The organism is Pseudomonas sp. PAMC 26793 (assembly GCF_000313235.1).
In the GTDB taxonomy this organism is placed as follows: domain Bacteria; phylum Pseudomonadota; class Gammaproteobacteria; order Pseudomonadales; family Pseudomonadaceae; genus Aquipseudomonas; species Aquipseudomonas yamanorum.
Genome location: NZ_AMXG01000051.1, coordinates 39,094 through 57,264, shown reverse-complemented (window position 1 = coordinate 57,264; position 18,171 = coordinate 39,094). Strand labels below are relative to the sequence as shown.

22 protein-coding genes are annotated in these 18,171 nt (G+C 59.4%); 1 reads left to right on the top strand and 21 read right to left on the bottom strand.

Annotated features, from left to right (window positions below; genetic code table 11):
• Positions 1-4: 4 nt before the first annotated feature.
• The 10 genes from D109_RS0127100 to D109_RS0127050 form a co-directional block, all read right to left on the bottom strand.
• Positions 5-292, bottom strand: a complete 288-nt coding sequence (locus D109_RS0127100) for a helix-turn-helix domain-containing protein (RefSeq protein ID WP_017479651.1) — start codon at positions 290-292, stop codon at positions 5-7.
• A gap of 229 nt (positions 293-521) precedes the next feature.
• Positions 522-1,025 carry a lysis system i-spanin subunit Rz gene (locus D109_RS0127095; protein ID WP_017479650.1) on the bottom strand — a complete coding sequence of 168 codons (504 nt, stop codon included), beginning with the start codon at positions 1,023-1,025 and terminating at the stop codon, positions 522-524.
• Positions 1,022-1,447 (bottom strand): structural protein, encoded by a 426-nt coding sequence (locus D109_RS0127090; RefSeq protein WP_017479649.1) that lies wholly within the window; start codon positions 1,445-1,447, stop codon positions 1,022-1,024. The genes D109_RS0127095 and D109_RS0127090 overlap by 4 nt, the downstream gene beginning before the upstream one ends.
• A gap of 57 nt (positions 1,448-1,504) precedes the next feature.
• On the bottom strand, positions 1,505-1,927 hold the full coding sequence (locus D109_RS0127085) for a tail fiber assembly protein (protein WP_256219593.1): 423 nt from the start codon (positions 1,925-1,927) through the stop codon (positions 1,505-1,507).
• Between the two features lie 131 nt (positions 1,928-2,058).
• The gene (locus tag D109_RS1000000132390) at positions 2,059-2,817 is read right to left on the bottom strand and encodes a hypothetical protein (protein WP_017479647.1); all 759 of its coding nucleotides are present in this window, start codon (positions 2,815-2,817) and stop codon (positions 2,059-2,061) included.
• 56 nt (positions 2,818-2,873) lie between these two features.
• On the bottom strand, positions 2,874-3,554 hold the full coding sequence (locus D109_RS0127075; RefSeq protein ID WP_017479646.1) for a hypothetical protein: 681 nt from the start codon (positions 3,552-3,554) through the stop codon (positions 2,874-2,876).
• 337 nt (positions 3,555-3,891) lie between these two features.
• Complete coding sequence (locus D109_RS0127065) at positions 3,892-7,758, bottom strand: phage tail protein (protein ID WP_017479644.1); 3,867 nt, start codon at positions 7,756-7,758, stop codon at positions 3,892-3,894.
• 59 nt (positions 7,759-7,817) lie between these two features.
• Positions 7,818-8,411: a tail assembly protein gene (locus D109_RS0127060; RefSeq protein ID WP_017479643.1), complete on the bottom strand. Its 594-nt coding sequence runs from the start codon at positions 8,409-8,411 to the stop codon at positions 7,818-7,820.
• A 55-nt stretch (positions 8,412-8,466) separates the two neighbouring features.
• Complete coding sequence (locus tag D109_RS0127055) at positions 8,467-8,889, bottom strand: hypothetical protein (RefSeq protein WP_017479642.1); 423 nt, start codon at positions 8,887-8,889, stop codon at positions 8,467-8,469.
• A gap of 69 nt (positions 8,890-8,958) precedes the next feature.
• Positions 8,959-9,300, bottom strand: a complete 342-nt coding sequence (locus tag D109_RS0127050; RefSeq protein WP_256219591.1) for a hypothetical protein — start codon at positions 9,298-9,300, stop codon at positions 8,959-8,961.
• A 135-nt stretch (positions 9,301-9,435) separates the two neighbouring features.
• Here D109_RS0127050 and D109_RS0127045 point away from each other — a divergent pair, with 135 nt between their 5' ends.
• On the top strand, positions 9,436-10,071 hold the full coding sequence (locus D109_RS0127045) for a hypothetical protein (RefSeq protein WP_017479640.1): 636 nt from the start codon (positions 9,436-9,438) through the stop codon (positions 10,069-10,071).
• 23 nt (positions 10,072-10,094) lie between these two features.
• Here D109_RS0127045 and D109_RS0127040 read toward each other — a convergent pair whose 3' ends face one another.
• The 11 genes from D109_RS0127040 to D109_RS0126990 all read right to left on the bottom strand — a co-directional run bounded on the left by D109_RS0127040 (position 10,095) and on the right by D109_RS0126990 (position 18,157).
• Complete coding sequence (locus tag D109_RS0127040; protein ID WP_032869099.1) at positions 10,095-10,349, bottom strand: hypothetical protein; 255 nt, start codon at positions 10,347-10,349, stop codon at positions 10,095-10,097.
• Positions 10,350-10,374: 25 nt separating this feature from the next.
• Complete coding sequence (locus D109_RS0127035; RefSeq protein ID WP_017479638.1) at positions 10,375-11,136, bottom strand: C40 family peptidase; 762 nt, start codon at positions 11,134-11,136, stop codon at positions 10,375-10,377.
• Positions 11,137-11,138: 2 nt separating this feature from the next.
• Entirely contained in the window at positions 11,139-11,891 is a 753-nt protein-coding gene (locus D109_RS0127030) for a phage minor tail protein L (protein WP_017479637.1), read from the bottom strand.
• Positions 11,892-11,902: 11 nt separating this feature from the next.
• Positions 11,903-12,241, bottom strand: coding sequence for a phage tail protein (locus D109_RS0127025; protein ID WP_017479636.1), 339 nt, complete (start codon positions 12,239-12,241; stop codon positions 11,903-11,905).
• 3 nt (positions 12,242-12,244) lie between these two features.
• A complete protein-coding gene (locus D109_RS0127020) occupies positions 12,245-15,259 on the bottom strand; it encodes a phage tail tape measure protein (RefSeq protein ID WP_017479635.1) in 3,015 nt (1,004 codons plus the stop codon).
• A gap of 27 nt (positions 15,260-15,286) precedes the next feature.
• A complete protein-coding gene (locus tag D109_RS0127015) occupies positions 15,287-15,559 on the bottom strand; it encodes a DUF1799 domain-containing protein (RefSeq protein ID WP_017479634.1) in 273 nt (90 codons plus the stop codon).
• A gap of 47 nt (positions 15,560-15,606) precedes the next feature.
• On the bottom strand, positions 15,607-15,987 hold the full coding sequence (locus tag D109_RS0127010; RefSeq protein WP_017479633.1) for a phage tail assembly chaperone: 381 nt from the start codon (positions 15,985-15,987) through the stop codon (positions 15,607-15,609).
• A gap of 3 nt (positions 15,988-15,990) precedes the next feature.
• Complete coding sequence (locus D109_RS0127005; protein WP_017479632.1) at positions 15,991-16,647, bottom strand: phage tail protein; 657 nt, start codon at positions 16,645-16,647, stop codon at positions 15,991-15,993.
• Positions 16,648-16,719: 72 nt separating this feature from the next.
• Positions 16,720-17,136, bottom strand: coding sequence for a phage tail terminator-like protein (locus D109_RS0127000; protein WP_017479631.1), 417 nt, complete (start codon positions 17,134-17,136; stop codon positions 16,720-16,722).
• Entirely contained in the window at positions 17,133-17,789 is a 657-nt protein-coding gene (locus D109_RS0126995) for a hypothetical protein (RefSeq protein WP_017479630.1), read from the bottom strand. Before D109_RS0126995 ends, D109_RS0127000 begins: the two co-directional genes overlap by 4 nt.
• Positions 17,786-18,157, bottom strand: a complete 372-nt coding sequence (locus D109_RS0126990; RefSeq protein ID WP_017479629.1) for a hypothetical protein — start codon at positions 18,155-18,157, stop codon at positions 17,786-17,788. Before D109_RS0126990 ends, D109_RS0126995 begins: the two co-directional genes overlap by 4 nt.
• Positions 18,158-18,171: the final 14 nt, after the last annotated feature.

The following is an 18,171-nucleotide window of genomic DNA, read 5'->3' as shown; positions in this document are numbered from 1 at the left end:
TAAATCAGTGCATCAGCTGTTTTGCCTTTTCGAGGCACTCTGTTGCACTGTCCAATGCCTCAGCAGCTTTAACCGAATCCGCGTTACCGTTTTCGGTGCGTTTGCCAGTGATCACGAACAGGATGTCGACGCCGGATTTCGCGACCGATGCGAGGTAATCCGCCCGCGGAAGCCGAATCCCGCTCTCATACCGTCCCTGAGCGTTCACTTCCACTCCACCAATCGTACCAATCGCAGATTGGGACAATCCAAGTCTCAGACGTTCAGATTTCAATCTTGCACCGATGCTCATGACTGCATATCCAAATGGGTGTACTCATGGGAGCCATTAAATGCGGAGCAAGTTCCCTCCTACAGTTTTTTCATCTACCGAAAAACCATATGACGCCCACTACAGCAATTACCCATCCAAGCGTCAAAAGAAATGAAAGACCTGCCAGCTGCTTGTCCATAATAGCCTGTCAGTTTTGATAGAAAATTGCCGTCCTTAGCATTCAAGCGGAAAGCGTAGCTCATCACCCTCAGCGCGCAATAGCTCTGACATACGCCTGGCACGCCCGCAGCGCGATCACGGCGTTATCCCCATCGTCGGTGATGCCGATAATTCTTTGAGCATGCGCTGGGTCAAGTTGGGCTCTACGGGCTGCATGAACCACGCCGACGGCGCCGGGGGTGGCAGGCACGTCGCAGCCACTGGCTGGATCCTCGGCAAGGAGGACTGACAGCCGCACATCAGCAGTAGCAAGACGGTCACGCAGCAGAGCCTGGTTGCGCTGAGCATTGGATAATTCCTTGGTGTGTTGTTGGTCGGAGGTGGCCAGTTGCTGCTCGATGGCCAGGCGCTTGTCTTGCTCGGCGCGCGCCTGGGCGGTTGCTGCATTGCCGATCGCGTTGAGGTCCGTCTGGAACTGCGCAGCCTGCTCTGTCAGCTTCTCGTCATACCGCCAGTCCTGCACCTGCCAGGCGGCGCCGAAGCTCACGGCCATGGCCAGCAGGATCACGGCCAGCTTCTGCACCGGCGTCATGCCAGCGCCCTCCGCACGCCTTCGGCCAACACCGCATCAGGATAGGCATAGCCAGCATTCTCGTGATGAATGATCGCCTTGACGAAACCGGCCATTACCGGAGCCTGGGCCAGATCAATCTCGGCGCCGGACTGGGTTCCGGTGTTCGCCTCGACGGCGCGGACGTACGCGGCGGTGTCGTTCTCCACAGACGGCGCCCAACGACTGATGATCGCCTTCACGGTCTTGAGCCCGTGCTTGCGCTGATAGGTCAGTAGCAGCTTGCCCAGGGCACGGATGCCGTTCTCCGGCGTATCGAACCGGGCAAAGCGTTTCTCGATGGCCGGGTCCGGCTTGAGTTGGCCCTGCCATTGGTTGGCCGGAACGTAATCGATGTTTCCAGGATTGCGGTTGCGCACCCCTCGGGTTTCGGTGATCGACATGCTTTTCTCCAGGCAATAAAAAACCCGCTCAAGGCGGGCGGCTTCGACCGTTTGCAGTTACGTAGGCACGACGGGCCACTCAATGGCATCCGGGTACTGCGGTTGCTCAATAACCCGGCTCAGCGCTACTCGGTATTTCTTCCAGGACTTGAGTGCCGCGAGGCCTGCGTCCGTGGCTTCGTCGACATCCACGGCGTCCTGAAGTGGCGCGATCGCATAGTCAGCGACGGCCCGTAGCCGGGTGATCTCGGCCTGAGCCAATTCCAGCGGGTCAGCTGCAGGTGCTGTCAGCTCCGGCACCTCCTGAACGGGCAAGGAATCCACGGATACGTGCAAAGTGATGCTGTGGGCCAAGTCGACGGGCTCGCCATCCTTGGCCACGCTTACGGCCAGCACGTCCTCGTTGTAACTGATGGCTACCGAGCAAGCGGCGTCGACCTGGTTCAAGACGTAGCCCCACCCCTCTGGTGGTGGAACCATCCCAAGCGTTCCGTGCACCAGATACTGGCCGGGGCCCGGGTGCTCGGTGGTGATGGCGCTAACGCCCAGGGACGTGACATCGATGACGGCGCCGTCGGCACCGAGAATGTTTACTGCTGCGCGAGTGGTCATTAGATAGCCTTCAGTGTGCCGTCAGCGGCGCGAGTGGTGTTCCCGGTGTGGTACAGCTCAATCCAGGGCGTAAGGCCGCCATTGAAAATTGACTGAAACTTAATGGTGCCCGAGTTCCCATCAAGCCCATAAGGCCAGGCGATTGTCAGCCTGTTGGCCGAATCAGAGTGACGTATGATTTGCTTATACCAGTAGCCTGTACCGCCGCCTGGCATGTTCGGAGAGCCTGGCGGATAAAGGTTTGGATCAAACCCATGTACCGCATTGGTCAACCAGCTTTGGGCCACGCTCGTTAGCGTTCGACCAGTCGAATACGAGTTCGCCACGTTTCCGTTTTCGTAGCCAATGTTGGCCACTGCGGCGCTGCCAAGCCCTAAGCTAGAGCGTGCTGTAGCCTGATTGGTGCCACCGGTGCCGCCCATGGTCACAGGAACCACGTTTTGCGTGGAGACCGTACCCAGACCTGCCAGTGTTGCGCCCCACTGCTGCACCATCAGGTTGACCGCGTCAGCTAAAGCCTTTGGGTAGCCATTAACGGGGACGATGCCGTAAGCAGCTCCGGCGACGGTAGGGCCACGGTAGGCCGGCGAGATTGACACTGCGAGATCGCTGGATGGATTAACGATTTGATAGATTCCGCCATCAGGCCCGACGAACATGTCACCAGATCGGCAGTTTGAAAACTTCGTGCCGACACCAGCCACCACGGCGTTTCCGTTGGTGACTGTTACCGTTCCTTCTGTAAACCAAGAAGCCATAGGTTTCTCCAGGCAAAAAAATACCCGCACTTGGCGGGCTCTATATCAATTAAGACTTACGCTTGGCTGCGGGCAAAAACTGCAGGCAGGTACAGCGTGCTCATAGCTGTTGCGCCGATGGTGATCGCCCATAGTCGCTTACCTGGGAAGTCCCACCAGCAGTAGAGGCTGACGTCTCTTGTCTGTGCCCCGGCCATATCCATGCCGAAATTGTTAATCAGCATGTAGTCGGGCGAAGAGAAATCAAACGGAACGCTGAAGTAAACCATGGGTATTCCTTGAGAGTCCGTGCCCGACGTTACGTATGACCAAGACTGATATGACTTCGTGAACACGGCGACGGGACTGCCGGTATCGAAAATCAGACTTTCATTCGCATCAAACAGCTGGGCGCCGTACCCGGCACTGGGGCTCACCTGAAATGCAGCCACAAAGTAGCTGCCATTTGGCTGCGCTGTGGCGTTGTTGTAGGCCCGCACGTAGAAACCCGTCCAGTTACCCGCCGATCCCGTGATTAGGATCCTGCAAAGTCCAGCGACAGCAGCAACACGATCCGGCTTTACGAAAACCAACGGCGGCTCCTGAGTGGTGACTACTTTTTCGAAGTAAGTCATCGACCCCATTCCTGACTCTTGGGTTGGGATAAAGCGGCCTTTAGACAGAACGACAATGCGAGCAAACTCCGAGTCAACCGCCACTGCATCCGAATTATTGATGAACTCAAACCCGTAGGACATTACCTGAACCTCGCCACGATAAGTCGCTGAGTTCCGAAGGCATACAAGCCATTCACAGCTGTTCGATGCCCTCGCCAAACTCGCACCGAGCCATTCAATATCTCTGGCTCAAATTGAACTTGGTGCAATTGGTTGCCTGCGTTGTACGCAGCTATAGGCACGATTACCGCAAAGCTGTTTTCCGGCGTGCAGCCAGGAACACTGAACGTTTGGGTCGAAGCTCCCCCGCCGCTGGCGAAAGTAACAAGGGTGGATAGCACCACCCTCATCGTGAATGAAGCGGGGCCGAGCAGCTGAACGCCGTTTCCGTCCCACGTTCCCAAGCCATATTCCCCCATTAAGAAATCCTCCCGAACTTCCCGCGCCGTTTCTCGTTTCCGTCGTACACAGCCACGCCCGTATTGTCGAGCAGAGTTGAACCGTCAGCACCTTCACCGCGAACCGTGAACGTGCCCGCCGGGATATTGATTTCCAGCAAAGGCCTCCCTTTCGAGTCCACGGTCGGCGACCGCAGAACCATCCCCAAGATGATCTCTTGGATGATCGCCTTGCTGATGATCGCCGTGTTGAAGACAGCCTGATTGTTTTCCAGCACGAACATCGGAATAACCTTGCCGTCGATTTCATTCACGACGCCGAACCGCTGAGCCATGATCAGAAACTCGGACTGCTCGCCGTTCGAACCAAACGCAAACCCCGTGGCGACCTTTCGGCCATCCACTACCGTTTGAGCCTTCATGGTGACTTGAGACAACACCTTCCCGTTGAGCTGAACCACGGTTTCACTGACCGTTTGGACAGAGGCACTTGTCTGGCCGATGCTCGACTGCAGCGTTTCCGAAACTTTGGCCTGGGCCTCGATTTCAGATGCGCGCACGCGCTTCTCTGTGCTGATGGCCGCGGTGGACTCCCATGCCTTAATCGCTCCTGCCAGATCACCAGAGCCATCGTCACCGCGAACGGAAGCCCGCAGCGCCTCATTGCTCGACGCCTGGGATGTGATCTTCCCGTCGAGGTTCGTGACCTTTGTATCCAGGCTGGTGAGCGCCTGGGCATTGCCGGTCGCCTTTTGATCAACCACAGACAGATCGCTGTTCAGTTTGGTGATCTGCGCTGCGGACGTCTCGCGGTTCGATGCAACAACCTGTTCCAGTACAGTCAGCGAGGACTTGTTGTCGCCGACCTGCGCGCCCAGGGTGAGCAGCTGCTGAGCCATCGCATCGCTTTCGCTGGCACGGGTTTTACGCTCTACAGCAAGATCAGCCGTAGACGTCCAGCCCTTGATTGCGTCGGCCAGATCGCCGGCGCCGTCATCACCACGAGCAGCAGAGCGCAAAGCCTCCACCGAGGTGGCGGTGGCCACGATCTTTCCGTCGATCTCTTCGATCTTGTTGCTGACCAGCGCAACCTGTTGGGTGAGCGCGTTGGTCGTTTCCAGAATCGTACCGATGTCCTTCCAGTAGGTCGCATTCGGTGGCGTTACGCCTGCCGGCACCGCCTGGGTGGCTTGGTAGATGTGGCCGTCCTGCTGAACGAATGAGCCGGCCAGGTACGGCTTGGCCGGATCGAATGGCACGGCGCCGGTGATCTGGCCGAGCAGTCCCTCAAGCTCCGCCTTGGCCTCTCTCAGGCGCGCATTCACCGACTCTGGCCCATCACCCGAAATCAACTCGATCTCTTCGCGCAGGCTCTGGTAAAGCGCCCCCTTACCGATCTTGTCCGCGTAATACGCTTCGTAATCGCTCTGCTTTGAGCTGGCCTGGCCATTGACGGCACCGGGCACCGGGAAGAAGGGACCAACGTTACCAGTCCGGTCCACCAGGCGCGCCCAGAAGAACAGGCTCGCACCGGCGAGCAGGCTGTGCATTTCGTGCGCGGCCTGCGGGTAGCTGAAGTCGCTCAGCTTGGCCGCAGTCGACAGATCCGCCGACTGGCTGTACCACACCTCCGTGCGCTGGGTGTCCTCGGCGCCCGGCGGGAATCCCCACTGAATGCCAATGCCATAGACCAGGCTGGTGGTGGTCAGGAACGCCACCGCCGGCGGGAGCCCTACCTTCCCTTCCAGGTTGGTCAGGTTCGAGCTTTTCCAGATCGACGAGATCTCGAAGGCGCTCACCGAGCGAACCCGGGCCACGTAGGCGCCCGAGTAGATGCCGGTGACGTCGACGCTCGTCGAGCCGGTGCGCTGCACCTTGATCCAGTTGCCGCTGTCCTTGCGCCACTCCACGTCGTAGGCAATCGCGCCATTCACGGCGGGCCACGAGATGTTCATGGTGCTGATGGCAATGCCCTGATTCACGGCGTAGCTGGATGTCAGCGTGACGCTGGCCGGCGCCGGAACCACGGTGATCGGAATAACGCTGATCGGCCGCTCTTCCAGCCGGGCGCCGGTATCGATGTGCGCGAACTTGCTCGGGTCGTACTGCACAGCCGATATCTCGAACACGCCAGGCTCTGGCCGGGAAACGCTGGTCACCCGGTACAGCGGGATGGCCAGGTCGTCAGCGTCGAGCGCCCACACCAGTTCCCGCTCAGGTGCCACGGAGTACGCTGTGGTTACTGTGACCTGCCGGCCACTGACGAGTTGCACGGTGCGCCCCTCGCACTTGCCGTCGGGCAGGTTGAGGATCAGCCGGTCACCGGGCTTGGCCTGGGTGTCGCGGTCCAGCGTGATGACCTTGCCGTTCACCGCAGAGATACGCCCGCCGACAGGCCGTCCAGCGATCAACTCATCGGCGATCGGAACGACGTAGCCAGGCAGCGGAATACGCCCGTCCAGGCCGACACGAAACGTTACCGCCCGGTCCTTGGAGTTGGTGAGCAAAGCCCATTTGCCGCGGCGCTGTGCCTCCGACTCACGCGTACAGCCGATCGCGCTGATCTCCAACGGGTTGTCGCCATAGCGCCGCTGCAGCTTCTGGTCGGTCACGGCCGTGACGTCGGTGTCGTAGTTGTTCGCAGGGTTGTCGTAGCTGACCAATGCCCGGCTGTAGCGGGTGCGTTCTGATGCGCTCGAGTAGGTGAACTTGCCATCGATGACGTTCGCCCGGGTGTAGGCAAAGTCGAAGTCAGTGGCGCGCGGCATATCCGACAGGGTGAATACCTGGCCCTGAGCCCAATAGGTCATCCCCCGGTAGATCGCCGAGATGTCCCGCAGCAACGACCAGGCATCAGCCTTGCTCTGCAGGTTCAGATTGCAGATGAAGCGCGGTTCCTGGCCACCCTTCCCGTCCGGCACCAGTTGGTCGCAGTACTGCGAGATCCGGTACAGCTCCCACTTATCGACCATCCACGGCTTGATGCGCCGGCCAAGGCCAAAGCGGTCGGCGGTGGTGATGTCGTAAGTCATCCAGACCGCGTTATCGGTCCAAGCCTGCTTAAAGGTGCCATCCCAAATACCGGTGTATGAACGCGACACCGGGTCGTAATTGCTCGGCACCTGCATCTTCTTGAGCTTGGTCTCGACGGTCACCGCCGGAATGCTCCGGAACTGCTCGGCGGAAAATTCAATGTAGAGCAGCGCGGTGTTCGGGTACCGCAACTTGGCGTCGATCACCTCAGTGAAGCCGGCGATCTGCATAGTGTCGGAGATTTTGTTGTTGTTCTGGTTGATCGTCAGTCGCGTGATACGCATCAGCCAGCCAGAAGTAGCCTTTGGCAAATCGATTCGGCGGGTTCGCTCGTACACGCTGGTGGTCTTACCGTCGACAGCCTCGCTCAGCACCTGCTGGTAAGCGCCGCCGTCGGTTGCCAGTTCAACCTTGTACTCAATCCGGTACCCGTTGATGTTGCCGCCGGCGTCCACAGACTGGAGCGCTGGCCAGGCGAAGCGAACCCTCACTGCCGAAAGCTGGACGTTGTTGATTGCACGAACCCAAGGAGTACCACTACGCAGTTCGGTGCTGATGGTGGTTTCGTTCTCGATCGACGGGATGCCCTGGATATAGGTCTGGTCCACCGCACCGGTGCGCCATTCCCACTTAACGTTCGGGAAGTTCATGTTGCCCTGAGGGTCTTGCAGAGGGGTGTTGTCGAGATAAATGTCCTGAGCAGTCGGCGTTCCTTCGAACTCACCCTCTCCCACTGCAATCAGCATTTTGGCGATGGCCACCGAGCGCAGACTGTCCGGGGCTTCCGTTGGCGTTTTTGGTTTCTCTTCGCCGCCCTTGGCGCCTTGGATATTAATCTTGCGTGCTGCGCCCATGCTTTTCTCCAGGCAATAAAAAACCGCCTCATGGGCGGCTGCGGTGCTTCAGGTGTTGGCTACATCTGGTCTTCGGCGTAGATAGCGGCGCTGATGATCGCGCCTCCTACACGCCGCTTGCCGTAACAGAGCGGTACCGGGTTACCGGATGCCGTGGTGTTCTTGGCGCTGCCGAAGGCGTAGCCCGGCGTGTTCTCAGGCGCAGCGCTGGTCTTGAGTCCGCCGGCCTGGGGGCTGAGCATTTGGATTACGCCGCCGGCTACCAGTCCGATGCCCGCTCCAATTAACGGGGTGCCGAACGGAGTTGCCGCGAAAATGACCCCGACAACGATCAGGATCGCGCCAACGATGGTCTGAAGGACCCCGCCACGCTTGCTACCCACCACTACAGGAGCAATCCGAATGTCGCCGGCACCGCTGTAGCTCAACTCTTTTTCGCCGATGTTGCGCTTATCGCGAAAGACTGCGAACTCAAGGCCTCGTGATTTGGCGTTCGATAGGAAGCGTTCAAATCCAGGAATCTGGATACACAGGGCCTTAATGGCTTCGGCAGGCGATTTCACCGCAAGCCTGAAGGACTTCCCAAACTGACGGAGCTGCCCGTGCAGTCGAATGGTTGTCATTGGTTGGTAGTTGATCGCTGATGCCTGCATCTTTTTCTCCGGGCAATAAAAAACCGCCCGGAGGCGGCTTTATGATTTTCGTTTTTCAGTTGTAGTCGACATAGGGCCCAATGTAGAAGCCGGCCATATCTCCACTGATTCGATAAAGGCTTTCCTTACCTGGCTGCACCGTTGCTGCGATGGTGCGGATTGCAGCACCTGCGCACAGACCTGATCCGGCGAGGCCGGCGCCTATATTTGGCGAGCCTGGCGGAAGATAAAAGGTCGCCCGCTGACCAGTACCTATTTTCGCAGCCTTGCGCCCATCTACATAGACGACGATATCGCAGCCCGAACCGACGGCGCCGGAGTCACGCACAACCGTAATTTTCCCGCTTTCGCCAGCCGGCTTGGACTGGAACGCATAAACCTCATCCGCCGGCACCGGCTTTGCGTCGCGCACTGAAATTGCCGTGGAGGCGCACCCCGCCAGCATCGCCACCGCTACCGCCGCTATCAAAATTCGCATGTCGTTCCCTCTTTGGTTTGGCGGGACTGTAGCCCAACCTAAGCTGCTGGACTAAGCAGGCCTAACTGATCAGCGCTGATCTATTTCAATCTTCTGTGTGGGGTCTGGGCTGTATTTTTGGCGCTTCAACTGCGGATCGCCCTTTGCCATACAGAAGAAATAAATCTCTGCCTCGCCGCAGCCGCCGTGCAATGCGCACTCACTGGCTTGCATGTGATCAAGCAGGATCTCTCGGCCTTGGGACTCGCAGAATACGTTCGCCTCTTTGAGCGCCTGCCCTTTCGCGGATGCAGGCCCACCGAAAGGAACGCGGGTTGAAATCGTATACGTATCAGGCCCGACCTTGATCGGCCCGCTGTCCGCGCAGCCCGCGAGCATCGCTGCAGACAGAACCATTAGCCAAATTTTCATTGTTGTCCTCCCCAGGAAAGAAGGGACTGTACCTCGGACCTGTCCAGGCATCCAGCGTGGATGGAATGCCAGTAACTGGAGTGATCGTCGGCATAGTAGCGTTATGCCCTCAATTACCAAGGAAGGGAGCAATCAATGCTTGTCGTCTCGTATTACGAAATTCAAGAATCCGCCTCGCGGAGCCATCCATGGGGAAAAACGACCTACACAGAAAATGCTGGGGAATATTTCAGCTTTCGAGAACGACCGGAGCTAATTCGCGAGGTGCTCGAAGACTTCAAGCCATTCGAATCCCAAGACGCAATTCAAAAATTCTACGAACTGCTGGAGTGGCTCAACCGAGACGACGGCGTTCTTGAAACCAATGACTGTTTTTTCCGGCCTCCCGCTGAAAACCCAGATGACCAGTTTCAACTCACCAGGAAAACACACGGAAGAATCGAATTCTTTATTCGGAAACTCGACGCGAACCTTTCAGCAGAAGCAGTCCATTGGCTATACCGAATGATGAGCCTCTACCTCCAAGTAGAAAGGCCCGACTTTCACTGCGGCATCTTTGATATTGCCGCGGCTCGGACGGATTACATTGAGCTTCCCGGGGAGCGAGAGGAGCGTATAGGTCTGCGGCTCTGCATCTACTTCAATGCTTACGGTAACGGGGATACGAACGCCTGGGACAACCTTGAAATTGCCATTCAGGGCCTCTTTAATGCTTTCAAAGGTTTGGAAGCGGCTATCCATGGGGACTTCCTTAAGTTCCGTCAGCCCTAAGGCTTTTAGCCTATCGATGAGGGTCATGAGCGAGTCCCTTGTTCTGCTTGGAGCTGGATTCGCCCGGGACCGGACACAAGCTCAGCGGTAAGCCCCGGCTTGCCGTAGTAGCTGCGGCTGTAGCCGCCTTTGCTCTGGCACTTGCCGGAGAATTTCATGCGATCGATCTCGACACCGCCATCCAGAATGGCGACTTCGGCTTCAGCGCCGCAGATACCAGCGTCGGTAATGGTGAAAAGGTCGTAAATGGTCAGCATGTAGCGTTGCGAGGTTTGCATGCCCTGCTCCGGCGGCCCTGCCGCGTCATGGTTGTTTTGCATCTTTGTGCCTGAGGATCAGGCGTGTCCTGTCATGCCACGGGCCGCCGAAAACGATGATCTCGGACGGCCTGCCGTACAGGTGGTGAAGAAGAAATGGGCCAGGCCCGAAGGCGCCCGACTCTTCTCCAGGCAGAGCTGGATCAGTGCCCAGGTAGATCCCGGCATGGTTCGGGTGAGCCGTCCGCCCGACGTGCATGACGATCAGATCACCGCGCTGCGGCCGGTCGACGCGAACAAAGCCCGCTGCCTCGTAGTACTGCTCGTACAGGCTCGCGTTCTCCGCACTCTCCCACCAGCCATCAGTGCGCTGGAAGGCCTCAAACTCAAGGCCCCACTCACGCTGATACCAGTCAGCGCAGACCTGCCAGCAGTCCCAGGCACCGTGCACGAACGGACGCTTGAGCAGCGGCGTGCTGCCGGTTGGTGTGATCGTCCGCAAATCCCCCTCGGGCCAGGACAAAATGTGCCAGGGCAAAGCCGTGGCCTCACACATGGCCAGGTCGTGCGGTGACGGCCGGCTGGTGGCGTCCGGGTGTGAATGGACAATGCCAATGACTTCCCCCAGGTCTTCCGCCGCGGCGTAGTCCTCGGGATCGAGCCGAAACTCTTCGTTCGGCTCCGTGGCGATGTTACGGCACGAGAAGTACTTCTGCGCCCGGCCAACGGCCAGCAGCAGCCCGCAACACTCGCGGGGATATTCCGCCGCCGCGTGCACCTGGATGGCCGCGATGATGTGCTTGCGCATGGTCAGCTCCGGGCAATGAGGGACACAGCGGGAAATCCACCGTGCCCCAGTTCTTCGTTTTCGCCGAATCGCAACTTGCAGGACGACAGGCAGCCTTTGCACTGATCCTTGGCCGGGTCGTCCGTGGGACTGTCTTCATCATCGAACATGGCGGCGCCCGTGTAGCCGCAGTCCGGCCCCCGGTATCCATTGGTCATCGCCCAGTGGCAGAAGGTCGTCATCTGGCGCCCGGGCAGACCGTGGTTATCGATCTCGCCCGGGGACGACAACTCCCAGACCACCGCCTCACCGTCCTCGCTGGTTTTCTGGTCGATGTACCAGATCTCCAGCCCTTCCTGTGTCGGATCGGCCGTTGGGTTGCCTTCGGCGAAGTTCGCGGCGTCCAGGTACTGAGCCAGGGTCTCACGAACGGTCAGCTTGAACTTCAGCAGGTCCTCGAAGGCCAAGCACAACGCAGTGACGCGCCCGTTGATGTTGCCGGCGGCGAACGTCGGCCTCGTGGCCGTGCCGTCGCTGTTGGAGCCAATGCCCTCGATCTGCACTGGCCATGCCGCGTACTCGGCGCCCTGCCACCAAATCGACTTGGCCGGCAGATCCTCTTCCGAATGTTCGTAGGCCAGCAGCTCCTCGGGCGTGTGCGGGATGGCGTGACCGTGGAAGCGCAGGTAATCCGCGCCGTATTCGGTCCCATCAATTTCAAACAGGCGAATTTCGGCGCCGGGCCCCAGCTTCTGGATGTCCGTGATCAGTGCCATGGGTGGTTATCTCAGGGGTGAAAGGTTTGTTCGAAGGTCGCGGTGATCGCGTAGACCTGGCCGCCGCGGTGCACGGGCTTGTAGCCGTTGCACTTGTAGAGGCCCAGGTCGCCAAGGGGCGGCTCCCAGAGGAAGCCCTTTGCGCCCTTGTGCCGGTCGATGAAGTCCATGATTTCCTTGATGCGGCTCTTCATGCCGGTAAAGGTGACCGGCCAGGACTGGGATTTGTTGTTTATCCCGTCCTCGGTCGACTGCGCGTAGCCGTCGGCAAACTGCTTGGTGCGTACGCGCTGCTTGATATCACCCTCGACGCCCTTTTCAGTGGCCCAGGTGAATCGCTCGATTGCCATAAATCATCCTTTTACGTTTCGGCTGCTCACGCCGCCTTGGCGCCAAGACTTGGCGATCTCTTCTGTTGCGATTTGCCGGGTGCGCGCCTCCATGTTGCGCTGGAATAGTTCGGCATCGAACTCGGCGCCGTCCGGGCGGCCGGCCTCCTGGTCAGTGAGAATGATCGGCATACTGAGGCTGAGGTTTACCCCGCCACTGCCGCCTCCAACCGCAGAAACGCCCAGCTTGCCGTTGGCTGTGCGGGTGAGCGGCATGATTGCCTCTGGCCCGGCCTCACCAAATAAAGCCATGGGCGCCAATGTTGGACCTGTGGCGATGGTGTTGGTGAACGCCCCGCCATCGGCAAACATCTGCACACCGCCCGACCAGGCGCCGCCCTTGGCCTGAATGCTGCCCGGGGTGAAATTGGACAGGTCGGTGCCGGTGTAGCCGGCCTGACTTGCCCCGCCAGAACCACCGCCGCCACCGAAGTAGCTGGCCGTTGCGCCCACCAAGCTGCTCAGCAATGCCGAACTCGCCTGGCGGGTAGCAATGCGCGCCATGTCCGCAAGGATCGACTTGGCGAAGTCCGAGAACGACGCCTTGCCGGTCATTGCGAAGTTGACGACCGCGTCCTCCATACTGCTGAAGGCATTGCCGAACAGGCTTTTGGTCTGGCCGGCAATGTTCTTTGCCGAATCCAGGTAATTAGCCCAGGCCGATGTCGCGCCGTTCGTCCAGTCGCCTTGGGCAGCCTCCACATCTGCGTAGTTCTGCCGGATCTGGTCGGTCGCCGCTTTGTTCGCGTCTGCGAGTGCCTGGGACTTACGCTTGAACTCCTCCTCCGACATTTTGCGCGACGGATCGGATTTCTGGTTGGCCAGCTCCAACGACTGCTGAGCGAACCGGTCTTGCTGGCTGTTCAGTTCGCCGTTGAGCGCGTTCTGGCGGTCACCCTGGCCTACGCCGAGAACCGCGCGCTGGCCGGCAAGCTCCAGGGCTCGTTGTTGCTGAGCTAGGGCCTGCACGTAGGTGGTGATTGACCGCTCCTGCTTGGCCAGGCGTCCCGTTTCGTTGGTAGCCAACACCTCAAGCTGGCTGTCGGCCTCCTTCTGCGCCTTGACCATCCCTGCGCGTGCGTCAGCGATCTTCTGGTCCAGCTGGATGCTCTGGGCAGCAGTTGTGGACTTCTTGCCTTTGGTGGCTTCCAGCGCTGCGATCTCGGCCTCATAGGCCGCGGTCACCTCATCACGCTGGTTGCCGATCAGGGCTTCACGCTTCAGTGCGTATTCGGACTGAGAGATCAGCCCGGCCTTTTCCGCCGCATCCAGTTCCTTCTGGGTGTTTTTGTAAGCATCAACGATGGCTGCGAGGTTATTTTTGGCGTTGTTGAAGCCGGTTAAGTCGACCTGATTCGCAGCCGCCTTCGGATCCTTGAATTTATCGTTGATGTTGGAGATGTTTTTGTCGATTGCCGATTGATCGAGTCGCGAGTCTTTCGGGTCAACCTTGCGGATATCGTCGAGTTGCCGCTTGTAATCCTTGATTGCCTCGGTGCGCTTCTGCTCGTTCGTCCACGACGATTTGGTCAGAGCATCGATCTTGGCCATCGACGAAACAGCATCGCCCTGTGCCTTGGCCTGTTCGCCTTCCCACTTGGCGATATCGGCCTGGGCCGCCTTTTCGTCCTCAAGCATGTTCAGGCGGTTCTGCCGGAACTCGATCATCTCCTTCTGGTTTTGGAAAAGGCCGATATTGCCTTTCTGCGCATCGGTCAGGTCGCGGCGAGCCTGCTCGATGTCTGCACCAATGTCCGGCCGGCCGATGTTTTTGAGATTGTCGGCAGCACGCGCAACGGCGTTGTAGCCTCGCTCCCAGAAACTCAGGTTTTGGAGAATCTTCGGCGTACGCTCGTTGATCGCATCGGCATAGGATTCGGTTGCAAGCTTTACGGCGCCGGCGTGGTCGCCCTGCTGCTCCAATGCGGCGATTTGCGAGTAAACCGATGCCGTCAGGTAGTGGTACTGGTCGTTCAGTGCAGCAGACGCCTTTACCGGGTCGTCTGCCAGCTTGGAGAACTCGGCGACAGTCTCGCTCACGGCCTTGCCGGTGGCTTCCTGCATCGACACGGCAGCCTGGGTGATGCCGGTGAAGCTGTCCCCGGCGATCTTGCCGTTTTCGGCCAGCAGCGCAAGCACGGCGGCGGCTTGGCCGGTGGTTCCTACCGTTGCGCTCACCTGGCGCGCCATATCCCCCAGTTGGCCAGCGCTCACTCCCGCGTAGTTGCCGGTGAGGATCAGCGACTTGTTGTATTTGTCTTGCTCTTCGCTGCCCTTGTAGTAGGCGTATGCAAGACCGCCAACAGCAGCCGTCGCAAGCGCCAAAGGCCCTAAAATCGCGAGCAGCCCAGCAGCGCCCGCCCCGGCACCAGCGCCCAACTGAGCCACGGCGCGCACGCCGCTACCCCAGTCACCCGACGACAACGCATTACCCAGTTGCACAACGTTTTCCTGCGCCTGGCGGGTACCGAGGCGCAGCTTGTCGAAAGCGGTGCTAGTTCGCTCCAATGTCGCGTACTGCGCGTCGAACTTCTTCATGCCGGCGGCATAGGCTGCTTGATCGACCTTGCCGTCTTTGAAGCTTTTGTTGAGTAGGTCGACTTGGGCATCGAGTGCCGCCAACGCCTTTCGACTTGGGTCAATCGCCCCCAGCAAGCTGTTCAGCGCTTTCTGCTCATCCATCGCAGACTTGGCCAGGGCGATCTGCTGCTTATCGAGCTGTGCCGAGATCTTCGCCGCCTCGGCCTCGCCATAGGCGCCGGTCTTGGTCAGCTTCGCCAGCGCGTCACGCTGCTTTGCCAGGTCCTGCGTGGTCTTGGCGCTGGTGGAAAGCGATTTCTCCAGCGCCTGCATTTCGTTCATCAGCGAAACGGCGGACTGCTCGGCCCGGCCGCCTGCCTTCGCCATTTCATCCAGGCTCGTTTTCGCCTGGATTGCATCGGCCGAGTCGATCTTGACGCCGAGTTCTGCAATGTTCATCGACTCACCTTGAATAAGTGCCCGTAGTTACGGGCTGTTTTCCCTTTCCTCCGCCATAACGCGCAGGGCTTCGCCTTCCAGCACCTGAAGGTCAGGGAAGATTTCAGCGAGTTTCTTTTTCTTGATACCGAGGAACCCGGCCACGTCGCGGATGCAGGTGTAGTCGAGACCGATCGCGCCACCGGCGCCAGCCCGCCACTGGGTCGACATCCGGTTGAACAAGAAGAACGCCGGCCAGTTGCAGGGCCAGACCTCGGTCACTTCTTCAAGGTCGCCCGGGGCAAGTCCGAACAAGCCCATCAGTTCAGCCGGCGCCGCCGGCGCGTAGAGTGCGCGGGCGGCGTCCGTCAGTTTCCCAGGCGGGCCTGATTGAATGCGCTCTGGTAGGCAATCACGACCGCCTCAGCGGCGCCCTGGCAGGACGTCACCAACGCCCGAATGCTCTTGTCGTCGAACTTGTCGTCGAAGCCCCAGCCGACTACCAGGTCCTTGATCTGCTGCGACTGCTGCTCAGTGTCAGCAGCAACGATTTCGGAAAGCGTTGGGCTTTCGCCCAGGGCGGTCCGGGCTTCATCGCGCTTCAGGTTCCACTCATCAAACAGAGCGGCAAGACCCGGGCGATCCCGATACTTGAAGGTGAACTCAATTTTCTCGGGCTCACCCCCAACGATAGGGATCGACACGAAGGCCTTGAACGTCGGGTTTTGGGCGATTCTGATCTTTGCCATGGGTTACGCCACCGCAGTCAGGTAACGGGTCGGCTCGGCCTGCAGCGCCAGGTTGACGGTGCGCGTCAACAGGTTGTTGCGGGAGACTGCCGGCTGCTTGGAGAACGACGTGTAGGTGCCGTACAGCAGGGTGTCATTGCCAGGCAGGTTGAGGCGCGCTGCTTCAATCTGCTTGCCGGCGTCAGCTTTCAGCAGAACGCTGTTGAATGCCTGGGCCGGGTCGTCAGCGATGGTCAGCACCATGCTTGCCGCCGATTTGTCGGTGGGGATCTGTTTGCCCTGGTCATCCTCGAGGAACACCACATCTAGGTAGTTCTGTTCGCCGCCGGAGAAGGCAACGTCGGAGATCTGCGGGATCTGCACCCAGGTCAGCACCTTGCGCATAGTGCCTGCACCGCCTGCTGCCGGGAAAACCTGAGTATCGGTGGTGTCGACACCTTCCAGGGTGATAGCCGTCGCGGTGGCCGCCTTCACGCGTACAACCTTGCTATCCAGCTTGCTCCAGCCGGACGTGAGCAGAACGATATCGCCGGCGGCAATGGTGCCGCCGACTACAGTAGCCACGGCCTCGCTCGCATTGCTGATGGCAGCGAACGCCAGTGCCGCGCCGTAGGTTGCGGCGTGCTGGAAGGTGCCGCCGTTCGGGAGTTTGTAGCCCATGGGTATTTCCTCTTTGCAGATATGAAAAAACCCGCTCAATGGCGGGTTTGTGGGTTTGCCCAATGGGCGGGATCAGTTGGTGTCGGCCCGGTACAAGAACGAGATCGGGACGGTGTAGGTGGAATCGCCGGTGATTCCTGGCCCTTGGTCAACTGGCGACATGGTCACCACGGTAAACGCGCCCTTCGTGTCCCGCGCGTAAATGGGGAACCGGTCGGTCAGTTCTGCTGCGATTGGATTCGTCTTGGCCTTGCCGGTGCCGGCCGGCGCAATGATGCTCACCTGGAACACTCCGGTGAACAGCCGGTGGTCGCCGCCGAGTGTGTTGCTCGCGGTGTCGCCCGGGATCGTGAAAGTCCGCAGATACGTCTCGCCCGACGCCGGCGTGTAGGCCGTGTTTTCGAAGACGATCTTAAGCTTCTCCGACCTGGCAGCGTTCCAGGCGATGAGCTTTGCCTCGTAGATCGAGGCGATGATTGCGTGACTCATACCTGGTTTTTCCTGATGGCCTCCAGCACGATCTGCTGGAAGCGAGCCACGGTTACTCGGACCATGCCGCCGGGGGCCTGGGTGGAATGGCCGAACTCCAGCGGTATCGCGTAGGGCAAGTTGTTTACGATGAAAGCCGTTTCTCCGGCCTTGAACTCGATTGCACCCGCCACAAGCCGCGCAGTAGCCTCAGCCCCTGTTGGGTCCGGGTGAATACGAAAGCTGTTGTCGACAGAGCCGATGGAGAAATTCCAGTTCGCCCGAAATCGCCCGCCGACATAGTCCTGACCAGCGACTAGGCCATTCACGTTGAAGTTCTGGTCGCGCTCTGTCTTCGTCAGCGGCTTGGCGTATTTCACGCCTCGCTTGAGTTTTCCTGCCTTCGTGAAATTCGACTCGTCCAGGTTGATGAGCGTGTTGCGGACTGCGACTTTGAAGTCGTAGTCATCAGCCGCCCGGGCGTTGGATTCCCGATGAGCGACGTTCGCGGCCCATATCTCAGGGTTGCCCACCGGCGACATGCGAATGATGCTGCTTCCAATCTCGATGATGATCTCGCGCAGGCTCGCGTCGATGGCTTCAGTGGCCTGGGCGGCGAACTCGGCCAGGCTCAGGGCGAAACTGCCGGACTGGCCAGCGCCTGCCCGGCTCACGAGCGCACCTGCAGCTCATACAGGATTGACGTCCCGGCTGGGTTGACCTCTTTCAGCGGAGGAATAATTGACCAGGTACGCCCCTGGACGACCACTTTGTCGAGTAGGCCTGGCACCCAGGCCAATCCTTGCGCGGCAATCTTGAGCTTCTTGTCGCCCTGCTTGATGAGGCTGTTGTTCTGGAACTCTTGGCCGGTGAAGTCGAGCAGGATGCCTTGGGCGGTTTGCTCAACAGCGGCGCCTGGCGCTTCCCCGCCCGTCTCCGGGTCATACTCGCCCGGCACCGTCTTGCTGATGGTCACGGGCTGGCCGAACTCTGTGATCATCTCCAGAGCCATCACGGCCATTTCGTCGTAGAAGGTGGCCATGGTGGTCTCCGTTG

Excerpts from the sequence above, each read along its gene's own strand:
- D109_RS0127050 (WP_256219591.1), bottom strand. The coding sequence starts at position 9,300 with ATGAAAATTTGGCTAATGGTTCTGTCTGCAGCGATGCTCGCGGGCTGC.
- D109_RS0127055 (WP_017479642.1), bottom strand. The coding sequence starts at position 8,889 with ATGCGAATTTTGATAGCGGCGGTAGCGGTGGCGATGCTGGCGGGGTGC.
- D109_RS0127065 (WP_017479644.1), bottom strand. The coding sequence starts at position 7,758 with ATGGGCGCAGCACGCAAGATTAATATCCAAGGCGCCAAGGGCGGCGAA.
- D109_RS0127000 (WP_017479631.1), bottom strand. The coding sequence starts at position 17,136 with ATGAGTCACGCAATCATCGCCTCGATCTACGAGGCAAAGCTCATCGCC.
- D109_RS0127010 (WP_017479633.1), bottom strand. The coding sequence starts at position 15,987 with ATGGCAAAGATCAGAATCGCCCAAAACCCGACGTTCAAGGCCTTCGTG.
- D109_RS0127090 (WP_017479649.1), bottom strand. The coding sequence starts at position 1,447 with ATGTCGATCACCGAAACCCGAGGGGTGCGCAACCGCAATCCTGGAAAC.
- D109_RS0127085 (WP_256219593.1), bottom strand. The coding sequence starts at position 1,927 with ATGGTTCCACCACCAGAGGGGTGGGGCTACGTCTTGAACCAGGTCGAC.
- D109_RS1000000132390 (WP_017479647.1), bottom strand. The coding sequence starts at position 2,817 with ATGGCTTCTTGGTTTACAGAAGGAACGGTAACAGTCACCAACGGAAAC.
- D109_RS0127075 (WP_017479646.1), bottom strand. The coding sequence starts at position 3,554 with ATGTCCTACGGGTTTGAGTTCATCAATAATTCGGATGCAGTGGCGGTT.
- D109_RS0126990 (WP_017479629.1), bottom strand. The coding sequence starts at position 18,157 with ATGGCCACCTTCTACGACGAAATGGCCGTGATGGCTCTGGAGATGATC.
- D109_RS0127020 (WP_017479635.1), bottom strand. The coding sequence starts at position 15,259 with ATGAACATTGCAGAACTCGGCGTCAAGATCGACTCGGCCGATGCAATC.
- D109_RS0127060 (WP_017479643.1), bottom strand. The coding sequence starts at position 8,411 with ATGCAGGCATCAGCGATCAACTACCAACCAATGACAACCATTCGACTG.
- D109_RS0127030 (WP_017479637.1), bottom strand. The coding sequence starts at position 11,891 with ATGGCACTGATCACGGACATCCAGAAGCTGGGGCCCGGCGCCGAAATT.
- D109_RS0127100 (WP_017479651.1), bottom strand. The coding sequence starts at position 292 with ATGAGCATCGGTGCAAGATTGAAATCTGAACGTCTGAGACTTGGATTG.
- D109_RS0127040 (WP_032869099.1), bottom strand. The coding sequence starts at position 10,349 with ATGCAAACCTCGCAACGCTACATGCTGACCATTTACGACCTTTTCACC.
- D109_RS0127025 (WP_017479636.1), bottom strand. The coding sequence starts at position 12,241 with ATGGCAATCGAGCGATTCACCTGGGCCACTGAAAAGGGCGTCGAGGGT.
- D109_RS0127045 (WP_017479640.1), top strand. The coding sequence starts at position 9,436 with ATGCTTGTCGTCTCGTATTACGAAATTCAAGAATCCGCCTCGCGGAGC.
- D109_RS0127095 (WP_017479650.1), bottom strand. The coding sequence starts at position 1,025 with ATGACGCCGGTGCAGAAGCTGGCCGTGATCCTGCTGGCCATGGCCGTG.
- D109_RS0127005 (WP_017479632.1), bottom strand. The coding sequence starts at position 16,647 with ATGGGCTACAAACTCCCGAACGGCGGCACCTTCCAGCACGCCGCAACC.
- D109_RS0127035 (WP_017479638.1), bottom strand. The coding sequence starts at position 11,136 with ATGCGCAAGCACATCATCGCGGCCATCCAGGTGCACGCGGCGGCGGAA.
- D109_RS0127015 (WP_017479634.1), bottom strand. The coding sequence starts at position 15,559 with ATGGGCTTGTTCGGACTTGCCCCGGGCGACCTTGAAGAAGTGACCGAG.